The organism is Anaerohalosphaeraceae bacterium (genome assembly GCA_035378985.1).
In the GTDB taxonomy this organism is placed as follows: domain Bacteria; phylum Planctomycetota; class Phycisphaerae; order Sedimentisphaerales; family Anaerohalosphaeraceae; genus JAHDQI01.
Genome location: DAOSUR010000005.1, coordinates 61,699 through 76,840, shown reverse-complemented (window position 1 = coordinate 76,840; position 15,142 = coordinate 61,699). Strand labels below are relative to the sequence as shown.

Annotated in this window: 10 protein-coding genes; 6 read left to right on the top strand and 4 right to left on the bottom strand. The window is 58.9% G+C overall.

Annotation, left to right across the window (positions count from 1 at the left end; all coding sequences use genetic code 11):
* Positions 1-28: 28 nt before the first annotated feature.
* From PKY88_05435 to PKY88_05410, 6 genes are read left to right on the top strand one after another with little or no spacing between them, the layout of a single operon-like run.
* On the top strand, positions 29-1,555 hold the full coding sequence (locus tag PKY88_05435; GenBank protein HOQ04637.1) for a hypothetical protein: 1,527 nt from the start codon (positions 29-31) through the stop codon (positions 1,553-1,555).
* Positions 1,552-1,740, top strand: a complete 189-nt coding sequence (locus tag PKY88_05430) for a hypothetical protein (protein ID HOQ04636.1) — start codon at positions 1,552-1,554, stop codon at positions 1,738-1,740. Before PKY88_05435 ends, PKY88_05430 begins: the two co-directional genes overlap by 4 nt.
* 21 nt (positions 1,741-1,761) lie before the next feature.
* Positions 1,762-4,512, top strand: coding sequence for a glycoside hydrolase family 78 protein (locus tag PKY88_05425; GenBank protein ID HOQ04635.1), 2,751 nt, complete (start codon positions 1,762-1,764; stop codon positions 4,510-4,512).
* Positions 4,509-7,865, top strand: coding sequence for a glycoside hydrolase family 2 TIM barrel-domain containing protein (locus PKY88_05420; GenBank protein ID HOQ04634.1), 3,357 nt, complete (start codon positions 4,509-4,511; stop codon positions 7,863-7,865). Before PKY88_05425 ends, PKY88_05420 begins: the two co-directional genes overlap by 4 nt.
* A complete protein-coding gene (locus tag PKY88_05415) occupies positions 7,862-9,868 on the top strand; it encodes a glycoside hydrolase family 127 protein (protein ID HOQ04633.1) in 2,007 nt (668 codons plus the stop codon). The genes PKY88_05420 and PKY88_05415 overlap by 4 nt, the downstream gene beginning before the upstream one ends.
* 42 nt (positions 9,869-9,910) lie before the next feature.
* Positions 9,911-11,479 (top strand): DUF5060 domain-containing protein, encoded by a 1,569-nt coding sequence (locus PKY88_05410; GenBank protein ID HOQ04632.1) that lies wholly within the window; start codon positions 9,911-9,913, stop codon positions 11,477-11,479.
* Here the strand turns inward: PKY88_05410 and PKY88_05405 are convergent.
* The 4 genes from PKY88_05405 to PKY88_05390 are packed head-to-tail and all read right to left on the bottom strand — an operon-like array spanning position 11,476 to position 15,062.
* Entirely contained in the window at positions 11,476-12,591 is a 1,116-nt protein-coding gene (locus tag PKY88_05405) for a bile acid:sodium symporter family protein (protein ID HOQ04631.1), read from the bottom strand. The genes PKY88_05410 and PKY88_05405 overlap by 4 nt on opposite strands.
* 46 nt (positions 12,592-12,637) lie before the next feature.
* Positions 12,638-13,291, bottom strand: a complete 654-nt coding sequence (locus PKY88_05400) for an aspartate/glutamate racemase family protein (protein ID HOQ04630.1) — start codon at positions 13,289-13,291, stop codon at positions 12,638-12,640.
* Positions 13,288-14,238, bottom strand: coding sequence for a transketolase C-terminal domain-containing protein (locus PKY88_05395; protein HOQ04629.1), 951 nt, complete (start codon positions 14,236-14,238; stop codon positions 13,288-13,290). The genes PKY88_05400 and PKY88_05395 overlap by 4 nt, the downstream gene beginning before the upstream one ends.
* On the bottom strand, positions 14,235-15,062 hold the full coding sequence (locus PKY88_05390) for a transketolase (GenBank protein HOQ04628.1): 828 nt from the start codon (positions 15,060-15,062) through the stop codon (positions 14,235-14,237). The genes PKY88_05395 and PKY88_05390 overlap by 4 nt, the downstream gene beginning before the upstream one ends.
* Between the last annotated feature and the right edge of the window lie 80 nt (positions 15,063-15,142).

Below are 15,142 nucleotides of genomic sequence, written 5' to 3'. Positions count from 1 at the left end.
CGTCTGACACAGAATGGTGCAGGGAGATATGAGTATAAAAACCCAATCGACTCCGGCTTCGGTTCCCTCCAACGTCAAATCCACACTGATTGAACGGCTTGATGCTCTCTATGAGTATGATCGGGAGCCCGTTCATGAAAGCAAGCTGCAGGGCTGGCGGACGTTTATTGCGATGTTTTCCAGCGAGCACATTGCGGGAACAGAGTTTGTGCTCGGGACGCTGCTGGTAATGCATGGGGTCCGAGCCGTTGATGTGTTCGGGGGGCTGGCGCTGGGGAATCTGCTGGCGGTTCTGAGCTGGGCCTTTCTGTGCGCCCCGATCGCCGTCAAAGAGCGTCTGACGATTTACTGGCAAATCCGCAAAATCGCCGGGCCGTATCTGACCGTTGTGTATTCGGGTCTGTTTGCCCTGATTTTGTGTCTTTTGGCCGGCTCGATGGTGAATGTTTCCACAACGGCGGTGACGCTGCCTCTGGGGATTCCGAGTCCGAACTATGCAGCGGGGCAAACGGTGCCGAGCATCCCCTGGATGCTGATTGCCGTCGGCGTTGGGACGGTGATTGCCGTGCTGGCCATTCTCGGATTTGAGCGGCTGGCTCATTTTGCCAAGGTGGTGGCGCCGTGGATGCCGTTTGTGTTTTTGTCCGGGGCGATTGCGTCGCTGCCGTCGCTGGGGGTGACCGGACTGGGGAATTTCTGGCAGATTGCCAATGAGAAAATCTGGACGGGGGAGCCGTATCCCGGGCAGATGACGTATCGCTTCTGGCATTGTGTCGGGCTGGCCTGGCTGTGCAATATTGCTCAGCATATGGGAATGGGGGATGTAACAATTTTTCGATACGCCCGCAAGTGGCAGATGGGGTTTTGCTCGGCGTTTGGAATGTTCATCGGACATTATCTGGCATGGATTTGTTCGGGCGTTTTGTGTGCGGCGTTTGTTCATGCTCAGCGGGCGGCGGGGGCGGCGGACCCCAATCCGACACCGGGGAATATCGCGATGTTCGGGGCCGGCTATGCCGGGATTGTGTGTGTGCTGCTGGCCGGCTGGACGACGGCCAATCCGACGCTGTACCGGGCCGGACTGGCGTTTCAGGTGGCTACGCCCAACTGGCGGCGCTGGGCGGTGACGCTGGCGGCGGGGATTCTGATGATTGTGACGGCATGCATTCCGGCCGTGCTGCACTATCTGGACCGGATTGTGGCGTATTACGGGCTTTTCTTTATGCCGCTGGGAGCGTTTATCTTCATTGATTACTGGCTGTTTCCGCGGTTGGGGCTTGCGCGGAACTATGCACAGCAGCGCGGGCTTCGGCTCAGCTGGCCGGCGGCGGCGGGGTGGTTTGGTTCGTTCGGCATCTGTTTTGTTCTGTATGCCAAAGACCAGTATGCCTCGATGGCCTGGGTCAATGCGTACCTGCCGGCTTTTTTGAGTCAGTATAAGGCGGATTTGTTTCTGCAGGTGCTGCCGGCATGGCTGATTGCGGTGTCCCTCTATACGGTGTGCAGTCTGATTCAGCAGCGGCTGCATCCCCTTGAACAGGAGCGGAAGATATGACATCGACAGGAAAACGAATTCTTCAGGCGATTTCCTTTGCGGGGCTGGCCCTTTCCCTCATCCCATCCTTTCTGGTCTTCGGGGGGCTCTTGTCTAAGGAGATGTATTTTCATTTGATGAATGCCGGGATGCTGATGTGGTTCGGCACGGCCGTTTTCTGGATTCGAAAAGACCATTTGGGCTGAACCGTTTTTTGAGAGTCAAGGATGAGCCGATCGACAGCGGTTTCATATCTGCGCTGTGAGTATCTGAAGAACCCCTTGGGGATTGATGAAAGGCAGCCGCGTCTGAGCTGGATTCTGTTTTCGAACCGTCGGGGTGTCCGCCAGACGGCCTGGCGTGTGCGGACGGCCTCTTCGGCGGCGATTTTGGCCGCAGGCGGGGCGGATTTGTGGGACAGCGGGCGAATCGAGGATGACCGGTCGGCGCAGATTGTCTATCATGGAGTGCCTCTGACCTCACGGCAGGAGTGTTGGTGGCAGGTGCAGGTGTGGGACGAGCAGGGGGAGACGGCGCTGTCCGAGCCGGCCTTCTGGACGATGGGGCTGCTGGAGAAGGAGGATTGGCAGGCTCAGTGGATTGCCGCCGACCCGGATTATCGCAGGCATGCCCCTCATGCCGTAACGCCCACGCTGACAGAACCCGGTACGCCGCCGTGGTTTCGCAAGGTCTTTTCGGCGGACGGAGCGGTTCAGAAGGCAACCCTGTATGTGAGCGCCCGCGGGGTGGCGGAGGTGTATCTGAACGGGCGGCGTGTGGGGGAGGATGTCTTTGTGCCGGAGTGGACCGATTATACCAAACGGATTCACTATCGCACTTATGATGTGACGGAGATGATTCGGACAGGTCGGAATGTAGTGGGGGCGGTTCTGGGGGACGGCTGGTACAGCGGCTATGTCGGCTGGCAGGAAACGCGGGGACGCTACGGACTGGAAACCAGTCTGCTGATTCAGCTGGAGCTGATGGGGGCCGACGGTTCGCGGCGGACGGTTCGAACGGATTCAAGCTGGAAATGTGCCGCCGGGCCGATTGTTTGTTCGGATTTTATGATGGGCGAGACGTATGATGCGCGGTTCGAACTGACCGGCTGGGAGCAGCCGGATTACGATGACCGCGGATGGTCTCCGGTTCGACTTGTCGAGCCGCCGGCGGTTCCGCTGGTCGCCCAGCCCTCTGAACCCGTTCGAATTGCGGGAATGCTCAGGCCGGTTTCGGTTCATGAAAGCAGGCCCGGCACCTGGATTTTTAATCTGGGGCAGAATATCGCCGGCTGGGTCCGGTTAAAGGTGCGCGGCCCTGCCGGAACGCGGATTACTCTGCGGCACGGAGAGCGGCTGAATCCGGACGGGACGCTCTATACAGAAAACCTGCGGCGTGCAAAGGCGACGGATGTCTATATCCTCAGCGGTCGAGGCGAGGAAATCTGGCAGCCGCGGTTTACCTTTCACGGCTTCCAATATGTCGAGCTGAGCGGTCTGAGCGGCCGGCCCGCTGAAGATGCGATTACGGGCTGTGTGGTGCATTCGAACCTGGAGCAGACCGGCCGGTTTGACTGTTCGCATCCGCTGGTCAGCCGGCTCTGGCAGAATGCGCTCTGGAGTCAGAAGGGCAACTTCATCAGCGTGCCGACGGATTGTCCGCAGCGGGATGAGCGTCTGGGCTGGACGGGGGATGCGCAGATTTTTTCCCACACGGCCAGCTATAATATGGATACCGCCGCCTTCTTTACAAAGTGGATGAGGGATATTGCCGATGCGCAGACACCCGAAGGCATCTTTCCTGATACGGCCCCGCGTTTGCGGGAGGACGTCAACTATGTTGGGCTGGACGGGCTGGGCGGGGCGGCGGGCTGGGCCGATGCGGGCATTATTATCCCCTGGGTGCTCTGGCGTTTTTACGGGGATACCCGAATTATTGAACGGTATTATGATGCGATGAGCGCCTGGCTGGAGTATCTGGAGCGGACAAATCCGGACTGCATCCGCCGCAATGAATTGGGGAATAACTACGGAGACTGGCTCTGTATTCCCTCCGATACAACGTTTCGAACGCACTCGCCGATGAAGACGCTGCTGGCGACGGCGTACTGGGCGGATGATGCGGCCAAGCTGGCGCGGATGGCCCGGGCGATTAAACGCGAACAGGAGGCTCGGCGCTGGCAGGCGATGTTTGAGCGGATCCGCCGGGCTTTTCAAAAGGAGTTTCTCCTTCCGGACGGCCGGCTGACCGTGCCGACTCAGACGGCATACCTGTTGGCGCTGGCGTTCAATCTTCTGCCGCAGGAGGTTCGGCAGACGGCCTTTGGACATCTGATGGAGGAACTTCGAAGCCGCAGCTGGCATTTGAGCACGGGCTTTATCGGGGTTCGCTTTTTGAATCCTGTTCTGACGGAGATGGGACGGGCGGATGCGGCCTGGAAGCTGCTGCTGAACGAAGATTATCCCTCGTGGCTGTATCCGGTGCTGCACGGGGCCACGACGATTTGGGAGCGATGGAACGGCTGGACGAAGGAGGATGGATTTTTCAATCCTCAGATGAACTCTTTTAATCATTATTCGCTGGGGTCGGTGGGGGAATGGCTTTACCGTTTTGCGGCGGGGATTGAACTGGATCCGGAGGAAAACGGTTTTAAGCGGTTTGTGCTCAAGCCGTATCCGAGCAGCCGTCTGGACTGGGCCGGGGCAGAATACCGGTGTCTGTACGGATGGATTCGCAGCCGCTGGCAGCGGGAAGGCGGGCTTTTCCGCTATGACATTACGATTCCGGCCAACACCGCCGCCCGCGTATTTATCCCGAGCGAGCCGGGCACACCGATTCACGAAAGCGGCGTGCCGATTGAACAGGTGCCGGGGATTACGGCTTTGGGACGCGAAGGCGGCTGGGCGGTTTATGAGATTCCTTCGGGGACGTATCGATTTGTGAGTCATTATTCGTGTGCGGAAACGATTTCGGGATGAAGGGCTTGCAGATAACAGTAAAAGTGCCGGCTTTGGCGATGCTGCTTTCTTTTTTATCCGGCTGCCTCCGTCCGGCGGCGGCCCCGGTTGTGCCCGACTGTCCGGACTGGGAAAATCCGTCTGTTGTGCAGCGGAACTGTCTGCCCGCCCGGGCGTCATTTGTGCCGTATCCGGATGAAGAGACGGCCCGAACCTGCCGGCCGGAGGATTCCCCTTATCGTCTTTCGCTGAACGGATTGTGGACGTTTCGCTGGTCGCCCCGTCCGCAGGAGCGTCCGGCTGATTTCTATCGGCCCGAATACAGTGTGGAGGCCTGGGAAACCATCCGGGTTCCCTCCAATTGGCAGATGGAAGGGTATGATGTGCCGATTTATACGAGTTCGCAATATCCATTCCGCATCGACCCGCCGCGTGTGACGGGAGAGCCCCCGAAGGAATGGACCTCATGGAGAAACCGCAATCCGGTCGGCTCGTATCGGCGGACGTTCGAGCTGCCGGCGGTCTGGAAGGGCCGGAGGGTTTTTCTTCATTTCGCCGGCGTCAAGAGCGCCTTCTATGTCTGGGTGAATGGGGTCTTTGTCGGGTACAGCCAGGGGAGTATGACGCCCGCAGAGTTTGAGATTACGCCGTATGTGCGAACCGGACGCAATGTCCTGGCGGCGGAGGTGTACCGCTGGTCCGACGGCAGTTATCTCGAAGGGCAGGATATGTGGCATCTGAGCGGCATCTTCCGGGAGGTTTTTCTGTACTGCGCCGGAGCGGTTCGGATTGCCGATTTTGCCGTCCGCACGGAGCCCGAGGCGGGGGACTCTGTGTGGCGTGTGCTGATTCAGCCCCGGCTGGACCGTGCGGGCGATGTCGAGATTTCCGGATGGGCCGTTCGGGCCCGGCTGTATGACCCGTCGGGGCAGGCGGTGTGGCCGGAGCCGCTGCGGTGTGATGCCGAGAAGATTTTGAATGCGGACTATTCGGCGGAGGTTCTCAACGAGCGAACGCCGCAGCGCGGACCGGCCAAATTTGAATGGCTGCAGGGGACGGTGCACAATCCGCGGCTGTGGTCGGCGGAAACGCCGCATCTTTATACGCTGGTGCTGACGCTGGAAGATTCCGAGGGCCGCACGGCGGAGGCGGTTTCGTGCCGGGTGGGGTTCCGGCAGGTGCGCATCGAGAATGGCCGACTGCTGATAAACGGCCGGCCGGTGCGGCTGTATGGGGTGAATCGGCATGAATTTGACCCGGACTATGGACAGGCCGTCCCGCTGGAGCGGATGCGGGAGGATATTGTCCTGATGAAGCGGTTCAATATCAATGCCGTGCGTACCGCCCATTATCCGAATGACCCGCGCTGGTATGACCTGTGCGATGAATACGGGATTTACATAATCGATGAGGCGAATATCGAAAGTCACGGCGTTCGGGGACTCCCGGCCAATGAGCCGAGCTGGCAGACCGCTTTTGGGGACCGCGGCATCCGCATGGTTCAGCGGGACAAAAACCATCCTTCCGTGATAGTCTGGTCGCTGGGGAATGAGTCCGGCTGGGGGCCGAATTTTGCGGCGCTGGCGGCCTGGATACGGGCGTTTGACCCGACGCGGCCGATTCATTACGAAGGGGCGCAGGCGTCTGCGGAGGATGTCAATGACCCGCGCGACCCCGCGGCGGTGGATTTTATCAGCCGGATGTACCCGAAAGTCCGGGACCTTTATGAATCGCCGATGGACAAGCGCTGGCCCCGCATTCTGCAGATGGCGCAGGACAATCGGGACAGCCGTCCGGTTCTGATGTGTGAGTATGCTCATGCAATGGGCAATGCCGTCGGCAATCTGAAGGAATACTGGGAGGAGATAGAATCCAATCCGCGGCTTGTCGGCGGGTTTATCTGGGACTGGGCGGATCAGGGGATTCGTCGGCGGACGGCCGACGGCCGAGAATATTTTGCTTACGGTGGAGATTTCGGCGACCAGCCGAACTCGAAAGACTTCTGCCTGAACGGACTGGTCTTGGCCGACCGGACCGTAACACCCAAACTCCGGGAGGTTAAGAAGGTCTATCAGCCGGTGCGGATTGAAGCGGCGGACGGCGGACCGCGCACCATTCGAGTCATCAACCGGTATGTGTTTACGAATCTGAATACGCTGGAGGCCCGCTGGTCTCTGACGCGGGACGGGATAGCAATTCAGTCGGGGACGCTGGGACGGCTTGAGTGCGGGCCCGGCGAGGAGACGACGGCGGTATTGCCGCTGGAGCTGCCGGAGCCGCCGGCGGCGGGGGATTATCGGGTTCGTGTGAGTTTTCATCTGACGGAGCCGACCCTTTGGGCCCCGGCGGGCTATGAGGTTGCCTGGGAGCAGCTGCCGGTCAGGGAGATCAAGCCGGAGGAAAGCAGCCGTTCGGTATCTGTGCCGCAGATTGATGTTCTGGAAGAGCCCGATGGTGTCCGGATAAAGGGACAAAATTTTGAGGCTGTTTTCAGCCGACAAACCGGTACGCTTTCTTCGCTGGTGTATGACGGGCGGGAACTTTTGTCGCCGCAGGGCGGCCCCGTTCTGCAGGTCTATCGGGCGCCGACAAGCAATGACAGGGCTTTCGGAAAGGGCCGGGCGTATGAGTGGCGGCAGGCGGGGCTGGACCGTCTGAGTCGAACGGTGAAGTCATTGCAGGTTTCCAAAAAAGAATCGGGCTCGGTTCAGATACAAACAGAAGCCGTCAGCACAACCCCGTCCGGAGCCGGGTTGGTTCACCGGACGGAGTGGACGGTGCAGGGGGACGGTGTGATTGAATCAGTTCATCGTTTTGAGCCGTTCGGGACACTGCCGCCGCTGCCGAGGATGGGGCTGGTTCTGCATCTGGCCGGGAAGTATGCGTTCGTTCGCTGGTATGGGCGCGGACCGCAGGAAAATTATCCGGACCGAAACAGCTCGGCAGACATCGGCCTTTGGTCGGCGGCGGTGCAGGAGATGTATGTTCCCTATCCGCGGCCGCAGGAAACGGGGCTGCGGACGGATGTACGGTGGCTTGAGCTGACGGATGTCTCCGGGCAGGGGCTGCGGATTACGGCGGAAGAACCGATGGCTTTTTCGGCTCTGCCTTATACGGCGGAGGATTTGGAGAAGGCTGCTCATCCTTTTGAACTGACCGCCCGAAATGAAGTGATTGTCTCGCTGGATGCCCGTCACAGCGGGCTGGGCAACGCCAGCTGCGGTCCGGGGGTGCTTCCGAAGTACGAGGTCCCGCCGGAACCCGTCCAGATGCGTCTGCGGTTTTCTCCGTGTCGAGCCGGCAAAGACGCCGGGTCGGCGGATTTGATGCAGACCTCTATTCAGAATACAGAAATCAGGGAGAGTCGAAAATGAACAAATTCAGCCGAATGGTTCTTTTTGCCCTGGCGGCGGTTCTCTCCGCCGTCGGGTCTGCACCGGCGCTCAGCCGCTATGCGAAGCTGGGAAATCCGCAATTCGGTTCGGTGCGGTGGACGGAAGGGTTTTGGGCGGAGCGGTTTGCCGTATGTCGGGACGTGATGGTTCCGAATATGTGGCGTCTGCTGTCGGACCCGAATGTCAGTCATGCGTGGGAGAACTTTCTGATTGCCGCCGGAAAAAAAGAAGGGCAGCATCGCGGGCCGAAATGGAATGACGGGGATTTTTATAAGTGGCTGGAGGCGGCGGCCTATGTCTATGCCGTGACAAAAGATGAGGTCCTCAACCGCCAGATGGATGAAATCATTGAAGTCATCGGCGCTGCGCAGCGGCCGGATGGGTATATTCATACGCCCGTGCTGATTGCGCAGCGGACCGGTGCGGCCCAGGCGGCGGAGTTCGCCCAGCGGCTGGATTTTGAAACGTATAATATGGGCCACCTGATGACCTGTGCGTGTGTGCATTATCAGGCGACGGGGAAAACGACGCTGCTTCAGATTGCCCGCAAGGCCGCCGATTATTTGTACGGCGTATATAAGACGCGGCCCGAGACGCTGGCGGCCAACGCGATTTGTCCGTCGCACTATATGGGGACGGCGGACCTGTATCGAATTACGGGAGAGCCGAGGTATCTGGAGCTGCTGAAAGGGCTGATGGAGATTCGCAGTCTGTACAAAAACGGGATGGATGACAATCAGGACCGGATTCCTTTCTATGAGCAGCGGGAGGCGGTCGGCCATGCGGTTCGGGCCAATTATCTGTATGCCGGGGCGGCCGACCTGCTGGCTGAGACGGGTGATGAGCGTCTCCGGACACCGCTGGAGAGCATCTGGAAGGATGTAGTCAGCCGCAAACTGTATATTATCGGGGCGACGGGGGCACTCTATAACGGGGCCTCGCCGGACGGCTCGTGGAAGCAGGACAGCATTCAGCCGGTACATCAGGCCTACGGCCGGCCGTATCAGCTGCCGAATCTCACGGCGCACAATGAATCGTGTGCGACGGTTGGGTTTGTCCTGTGGAACAAGCGGATGCTGATGCTGACCGGCGAGGCGCGGTATGCCGACGCGATGGAGCAGGCGCTGTACAACGGCGTTTTGGCGGCCGTCAGTCTGGACGGGACAAAGTTTTTCTATACCAATCCGCTGCGGGTGACAAAGGATTTGCCGTTTGAATTGCGCTGGTCGCGCTATCGTCAGCCCTATATCAGCTGCTTCTGCTGTCCTCCGAATGTTGTACGGATGATTGCCGAATCCGCCGAATATGCCTACAGTCTGTCGCCGGAAGGGGTGTATGTGCACCTGTACGGCGGCAATGTTCTGGAAACGAAACTGCTGTCTGGACAGAAGATTCGGCTTCGGCAAATGACGGATTATCCCTGGGACGGAACGGTTTTGCTTACGATGGAAGAGTCGCCGAAGGAGCCGTTTACCGTCTTTGTGCGGATTCCGGGCTGGTCGGCGGGGGCCCGCATCAGAATCAACGGGCGCACGGCCGCCGCTCAGGCGGCGCCGTCGCAGTATGTTCCGCTTCGGCGGACCTGGAACGCCGGCGACCGGATTGAACTGGAGTTTCCGATGGAGCTGCAGTGGATGGAAGGACATCCGCTGGCGGAGGAGATTCGCGGCCAGGCGGCGCTGCAGCGCGGGCCGATTGTTTATTGTCTGGAGTCGGCGGATTTGCCGGAAGGGATTCGGCCGGCGGATGCATCTGTGCGGCCTTCGGATGACTGGAAAGCCCGCCGAAGACAGGACCTGCTGGGCGGCGTCGTGGTTGTGGAAGGGCGAGGGTATATTGCAGACGGGCGGCCGTGGGGTGATGAGCTTTATCGCCCCGTCCGCTTGAAGAAGCCCGATTCAATTCGCCTCTGTCTGGTTCCCTATTATGCCTGGGGCAACCGCGGCGAAGGCGAGATGTGCGTCTGGCTGCCGGTGCGATAGAGCGTTTCGACAACCTTTCGATGTGTGGGAAAGGAAAGGACAATGAAGAAGATGACTCTGTTTCTCTGGATGGGGCTGGCCGGATGCCTCTGTGCGGCCGACTCCGACAGGGTGGAGCAGTGGGATTTTTTTGAACTGACTCTGAAAGGGCCTTCAAGCGGCAATCCGTTTGTCGGGGTTGAATTCAGCGCCGTCTTTGAAAACGCCGGGAGGCGGTTTGAGCCGGAGGGCTTTTATGACGGCGACGGCGTGTTTAAGGTTCGGTTTATGCCGGATGCGCAGGGCGTCTGGAGATATAAAACGCGCAGCAATTATCCGGAGCTGGACGGCAAGGAGGGGCAGTTTGTCTGCACAGCCCCCGGACCCGGCAATCACGGGCCTGTGCGGGTGCGCAATCAATATCATTTTGCTTATGCGGACGGCACGCCGTTCTTCCCGTTCGGAACAACCCTTTATGAATGGCCGTTTCAGACGGAGGAACTGAAAAAACAGACACTGGAGACGCTCAAACAGTCGCCGTTTAACAAGGCGAGGTTTCTGCTGATTCCGCCGTGCAAGGAACACTATGTCAAGGGACCGAACCGGCTTAAGGAATTTGCATTTGTCGGGGATTCGAGGCAGACCTGGGATTTTTCGCGGTTCAATCCGGGGTATTTCCGGAATCTGGAATGGTGTGTCCGGCAGTTCCGCGATTTGGGAATGGAAGCGGATTTGATTATCTTTCATCCGTATGATGACGGCACGTGGGGGTTTGACCGGATGGATGCGGCGACGAACGAGCAGTATCTGCGCTACGTAATTGCCCGGTTTGCGGCCTATCGGAATGTCTGGTGGTGTCTGGCAAATGAAAACAGTTTTCTGAAGTACTGGACGGATGCGGACTGGGACCGGATGTTTCAGATTGTGCAGGAGCGCGACCCGTACGGCCATTTGCGGTCCATTCACAATGCAGACCGAATTTACGATTACAACAAGCCGTGGGTGACGCATGTGAGTCTTCAGTATTACATGGCCGTGCGGTATCTGGGAATTTCGCCGATGCTGCGGGATATGTATCAAAAGCCGATTGTGCACGATGAGATTAACTACGAGGGGAATATTCCCCGACGATGGGGGAATATCTCCGGCGAGGAGATGGTGTTTCGGTTTTGGTCGGCCTATATCGGCGGGGCGTATGCAACGCATGGGGACTGCTATGGGACATCGGAGGACCCGACGTGGATTTCCATCGGCGGCAGGATGCAGGGGCAAAGCCCTCCGCGGATTGCGTTTCTGCGAAAGATTATCGAGTCCGGACCCTCGGAGGGGATTGACCCGATTGACTATGCCTTTGAGCCGAATATCGGGGGACGAGCGGGAGAGTATTATCTGATTTATTTCGGGCGGGAAGCGATGGACCGGTGGACGTTTCGCCTGCCCAAGAAAAATCTCAAAGACGGGATGCGGTTCAAGGCGGAGGTGATTGATACCTGGAATATGACGATTGAGCCGGTTCAGGAGGTGTTCGAAGTCCGGCAGAAGGATGCCTATACGTTTGCGGACAAAGACGGCCGGCACATTCCGCTGCCGGGTCGGCCGTATATGGCGCTGCGGCTGCAGCGGGTGGATTAACCCGATGCCGAAGGGGTGTCGTTCGGCGGGTGTTTGCGCCAGTAATTGGCCAGGATGGAGCCGGACACATTCATCCAGGGGCTGAAGACGGCGGCGGCCAGACCGACGGTGGCCAGTTTTCCCATAGCCGCAGCCAGGCCGGAAGCCATGCCTCCGTTCTGCAGGCCGACTTCAATCGCGATGGTCCGGCAGGAGTTTTTATCGAGTCCGCACAGCCGGGTCGCCCAATAGCCCAGAAAATAGCCCAGCGTATTGTGCAGGGCGGCGGCCGCAAAAAGCAGGATGCCGATGTTCAGCAGGTGATCGCGTCCGGCGGCCGTCGTGACGGCGGTGAAGTAAAGGATGCCCGCCATAGACAGAATTGGCATCCACCGATGCAGTCGATGCCAGCGTTCTTTTCGAACAGCGTTATACACAAAGGCCGCCGCGATGGGAAGCAGGACCATCAGGATGATTTCCTGCATCATTTTGAGGAATTGGATGTGAACCATTTCTCCGGCCAGCAGCTTCATCCACAGGGGAGTCAGCAGCGGCGCCAGCAGCTGGGCCAGTGCGGTCAGCGTCACAGACAGGGCCAGGTTGGCTCCGGCGATGTAGTTCATTACGTTCGAGGCCAAACCGCTGGAGCAGGAGCCGATCAGAATGATGCCGGCGGCGATTTCCGGCGGAAAGCCGAAGGTTTTGGCCAGGGCAAAGCCGACCAGCGGCATGATGGTAAACTGGCAGGCCGTTCCGATGAAGACCGCTTTGGGCATTTTGGCCACACCCAGAAAGTCCTGGATGCTCATTTGTGTTTCCATGCCGAACATCACCAGCTGCACAATCGGCAGAATCAGACGGCGGTCCTGCAGGTTAACAGGCCCGATGCGGAGGAAATGCTCCGGAAAACACAGGGGGGCCGTCACAGCGGCGATGATGCAGACGGTATATCGAAACCCTTTGAGGGGGGTATCCGACAGCCCCACGGCCAGGAGAACGGGACAAGCTGCTGCGAAGATTTTGGCCGGCATCGGCGCCGGGATAAGCAGACCGAACAGCAGGGCTGCGAGCAGGCAGGCGGCGGACAATCCCAATGCTGTTTGAAAGAGACTGACCTTTTTTCGTATAGCCATCAACCCTCCTGTATAAATAGGGAACAATTGCACATTGGCGACGGTTTTATTTAAGCACGGAGGTCAGATATTCGATGGCCGGCTGGGGGCTGGAAAGCACCGGAACCGTCAGCCGTTCCGGCGGAATCGTCTGAACCACGCGTGCCATGGAGGCCTGGGCCAGCACGATGACATCCACCCGTCCGGCCAGCTCGAGGATGCCTTCGGATACGATTTTGTCATGGACGGCCGGATTGCCGGAAAGGACGGCCTCAAAAGCCCCTTCACAGAGTTTTGCCGTCAATTCGATGTCTTTGGGGCCCTGTCTGCAGATGAGCTCGGCCGTGGGATTCAGGGTGGACGGCAGGGTGGCGATGACGCCGATTCGTTTGCCGATTTGGACGGCTGCTTTAGCCATCGGCTCATCCACTCGTATGACGGGGACGGTTGCCAGTTCCCTTCCGATTTCGGCGGCTTTGCCGAGGGAGGAGCAGGTTACGAGGATAGCATCCGTTCCCGCCTGTTCCGCCGAGAGAATATGGCCGACCAGACGGCGGGCGGTCGGCTTGGTGAGGCATCCTTCCCGAAGAATGTCCTTCAGAAGCCCCTCGTCTACCATATGCACCGTTTCGATGTCCGGCAGAAGCCGGCGGCACAGGTCATTGAAGACCGGAATCATCAGAGGGGAGGTATGAATAAGTGTGAGTCGTTTTTTCTTCATGTCTTTTTCTTCTTTACAGCGGCCCGAGCGGCCTCCACGATATCGTTTATCCCGATATGATAGTAATCCAGCAGTGCCTCCGGCGTTCCGGAGCGGGGGTAGCAGTCCGGCAGCCCCACTCGTTTGACGGGGGCAGGGCATTCCTCCGCGCTGCATTCGGCTACGGCGCTGCCTAATCCGCCGATGATATTGTGATCTTCCACCGTTACAGCAGCTCCGGTCTGCGTTAAGAGGGAAACGATTCCGGGCACATCGAGGGGTTTGAGGGTATGGACATCTGCAACGACGGCGCGGATTCCCTCCCGGGCGAGCCGTTCAGCCGCCTGCAGGGCGCGATTCACAACAAAACCGTTTGTAAAGAGGGCAACGTCTTTTCCGTGTTCAGCCAGGATGCGGATTTTGCCCAGTTCGAAAGGGATGTCCTGACAATCCGCCCGGGGGTCGCGTCCGCTGCCGATGCGCAGATAGGCCGGGCCCTGGAGTTTGTGAAGGGCTCGTGCGGCCTGCCGCACCTGAATGTCGTCGGCGGGTACGACAACGGTGATGCCGGGAATGGTGCGCAGGATGCCCAGGTCTTCAAAGAACTGATGAGTTACTCCCTCGCGTTCTCCGGCGCTGATGCCGCCGTTGGCCCCGACGAGTTTGACATTCAGTCCCGGATAGGCCACGAACGTTCGCACCTGTTCGCAGGCCCGCATCGTAAGAAAGCCCGCATAGGTTGCCACATAGGGAACCAGACCGCAGGCCGCCAGACCCGCCGCACAGTTCACGGCGTTTTGTTCGGCGATTCCCACGTCAATAAAGCGGTCCGGAAATCGTCGCGCAAACTCCCTGCCTTTGACAACCAGCACGGAATCGGCGCAGACCAGAACGGTTTTGGGGTCCTGTTCAGCCAGTTCAATCAGGGTCTCAATAAAGGCCAGACGGGTGTTGCCCAAAGTGCTCATGAGCAGGGTCCTCCGAGGATGCGCATCGCCTGCTGATATTCTTCTGCGGTCGGGACGCGTTTGTGCCAGGAATTGTCGCCTATCATAAAAGGAACCCCGCAGCCCTTGACGGTATGGGCCAGAATGAGCGACGGCCGGTCTGTGCAGTCCCGGGCCTTTTGGAGGGCCGGGAGAATCTGTTCGAAACTGTGGCCGTCAATTTCCTGACAGTGCCATCCGAAGGCCTCCCACTTGGGCAGGATAGGATAAAGGCCGCTGACCTCCTCTACAGGGCCGCTGCTCTGCAGACCGTTGTTGTCCACCAGCACAATCAGCCGGCCTGCTTTGTACTTGGCGGCCGCCGTTGCCGCCTCCCAGACCACCCCTTCCTGAAGCTCTCCGTCTCCGGTAATGACATAGGTGTAGTAGTCGTAGCCCGTCAGACGGGCGGCCAGCACCATTCCTAATCCGATGGAAATTCCGTTGCCCAGAGAGCCGGAGGTGCTGTCGATGCCGGGAGTTTTGTTCATATCCGGGTGCCCCTGCAGCATCGAATTCAGCGAGCGCAGGCCGGGCAGTTCGTCGCGGGAGAAAAAGCCCCTGCGGGCCAGCACCGCATAAAGGGCCGGGCAGGCGTGCCCCTTGGAAAGGATGAATCGGTCTCGGTCGGGTTTTTGGGGATTGGCCGGGTCGATATTCATTACCTCAAAATACAGGGCTGTAATCAGATCGGTCACGGACAGGGATGCGCCGGGGTGACCATCCCCGGCCTTGTAAATCATTGTGAGGATATCAATCCGAATCTGCCGGGCAATTTCTTGGAGTTCCTGGATACGGTTCCGCACGTTTTTGCCTTTTGAATCGAAAATCTGGGTCCAAGCCGATTCGTCAATTTTTATGGGGCTTCATCCTAATCAAAACGGAG

Coding starts and splice junctions, on each gene's coding strand:
- PKY88_05405 (HOQ04631.1), bottom strand. CDS start 12,591: ATGGCTATACGAAAAAAGGTCAGTCTCTTTCAAACAGCATTGGGATTG.
- PKY88_05430 (HOQ04636.1), top strand. CDS start 1,552: ATGACATCGACAGGAAAACGAATTCTTCAGGCGATTTCCTTTGCGGGG.
- PKY88_05415 (HOQ04633.1), top strand. CDS start 7,862: ATGAACAAATTCAGCCGAATGGTTCTTTTTGCCCTGGCGGCGGTTCTC.
- PKY88_05395 (HOQ04629.1), bottom strand. CDS start 14,238: ATGAGCACTTTGGGCAACACCCGTCTGGCCTTTATTGAGACCCTGATT.
- PKY88_05400 (HOQ04630.1), bottom strand. CDS start 13,291: ATGAAGAAAAAACGACTCACACTTATTCATACCTCCCCTCTGATGATT.
- PKY88_05425 (HOQ04635.1), top strand. CDS start 1,762: ATGAGCCGATCGACAGCGGTTTCATATCTGCGCTGTGAGTATCTGAAG.
- PKY88_05420 (HOQ04634.1), top strand. CDS start 4,509: ATGAAGGGCTTGCAGATAACAGTAAAAGTGCCGGCTTTGGCGATGCTG.
- PKY88_05410 (HOQ04632.1), top strand. CDS start 9,911: ATGAAGAAGATGACTCTGTTTCTCTGGATGGGGCTGGCCGGATGCCTC.
- PKY88_05435 (HOQ04637.1), top strand. CDS start 29: ATGAGTATAAAAACCCAATCGACTCCGGCTTCGGTTCCCTCCAACGTC.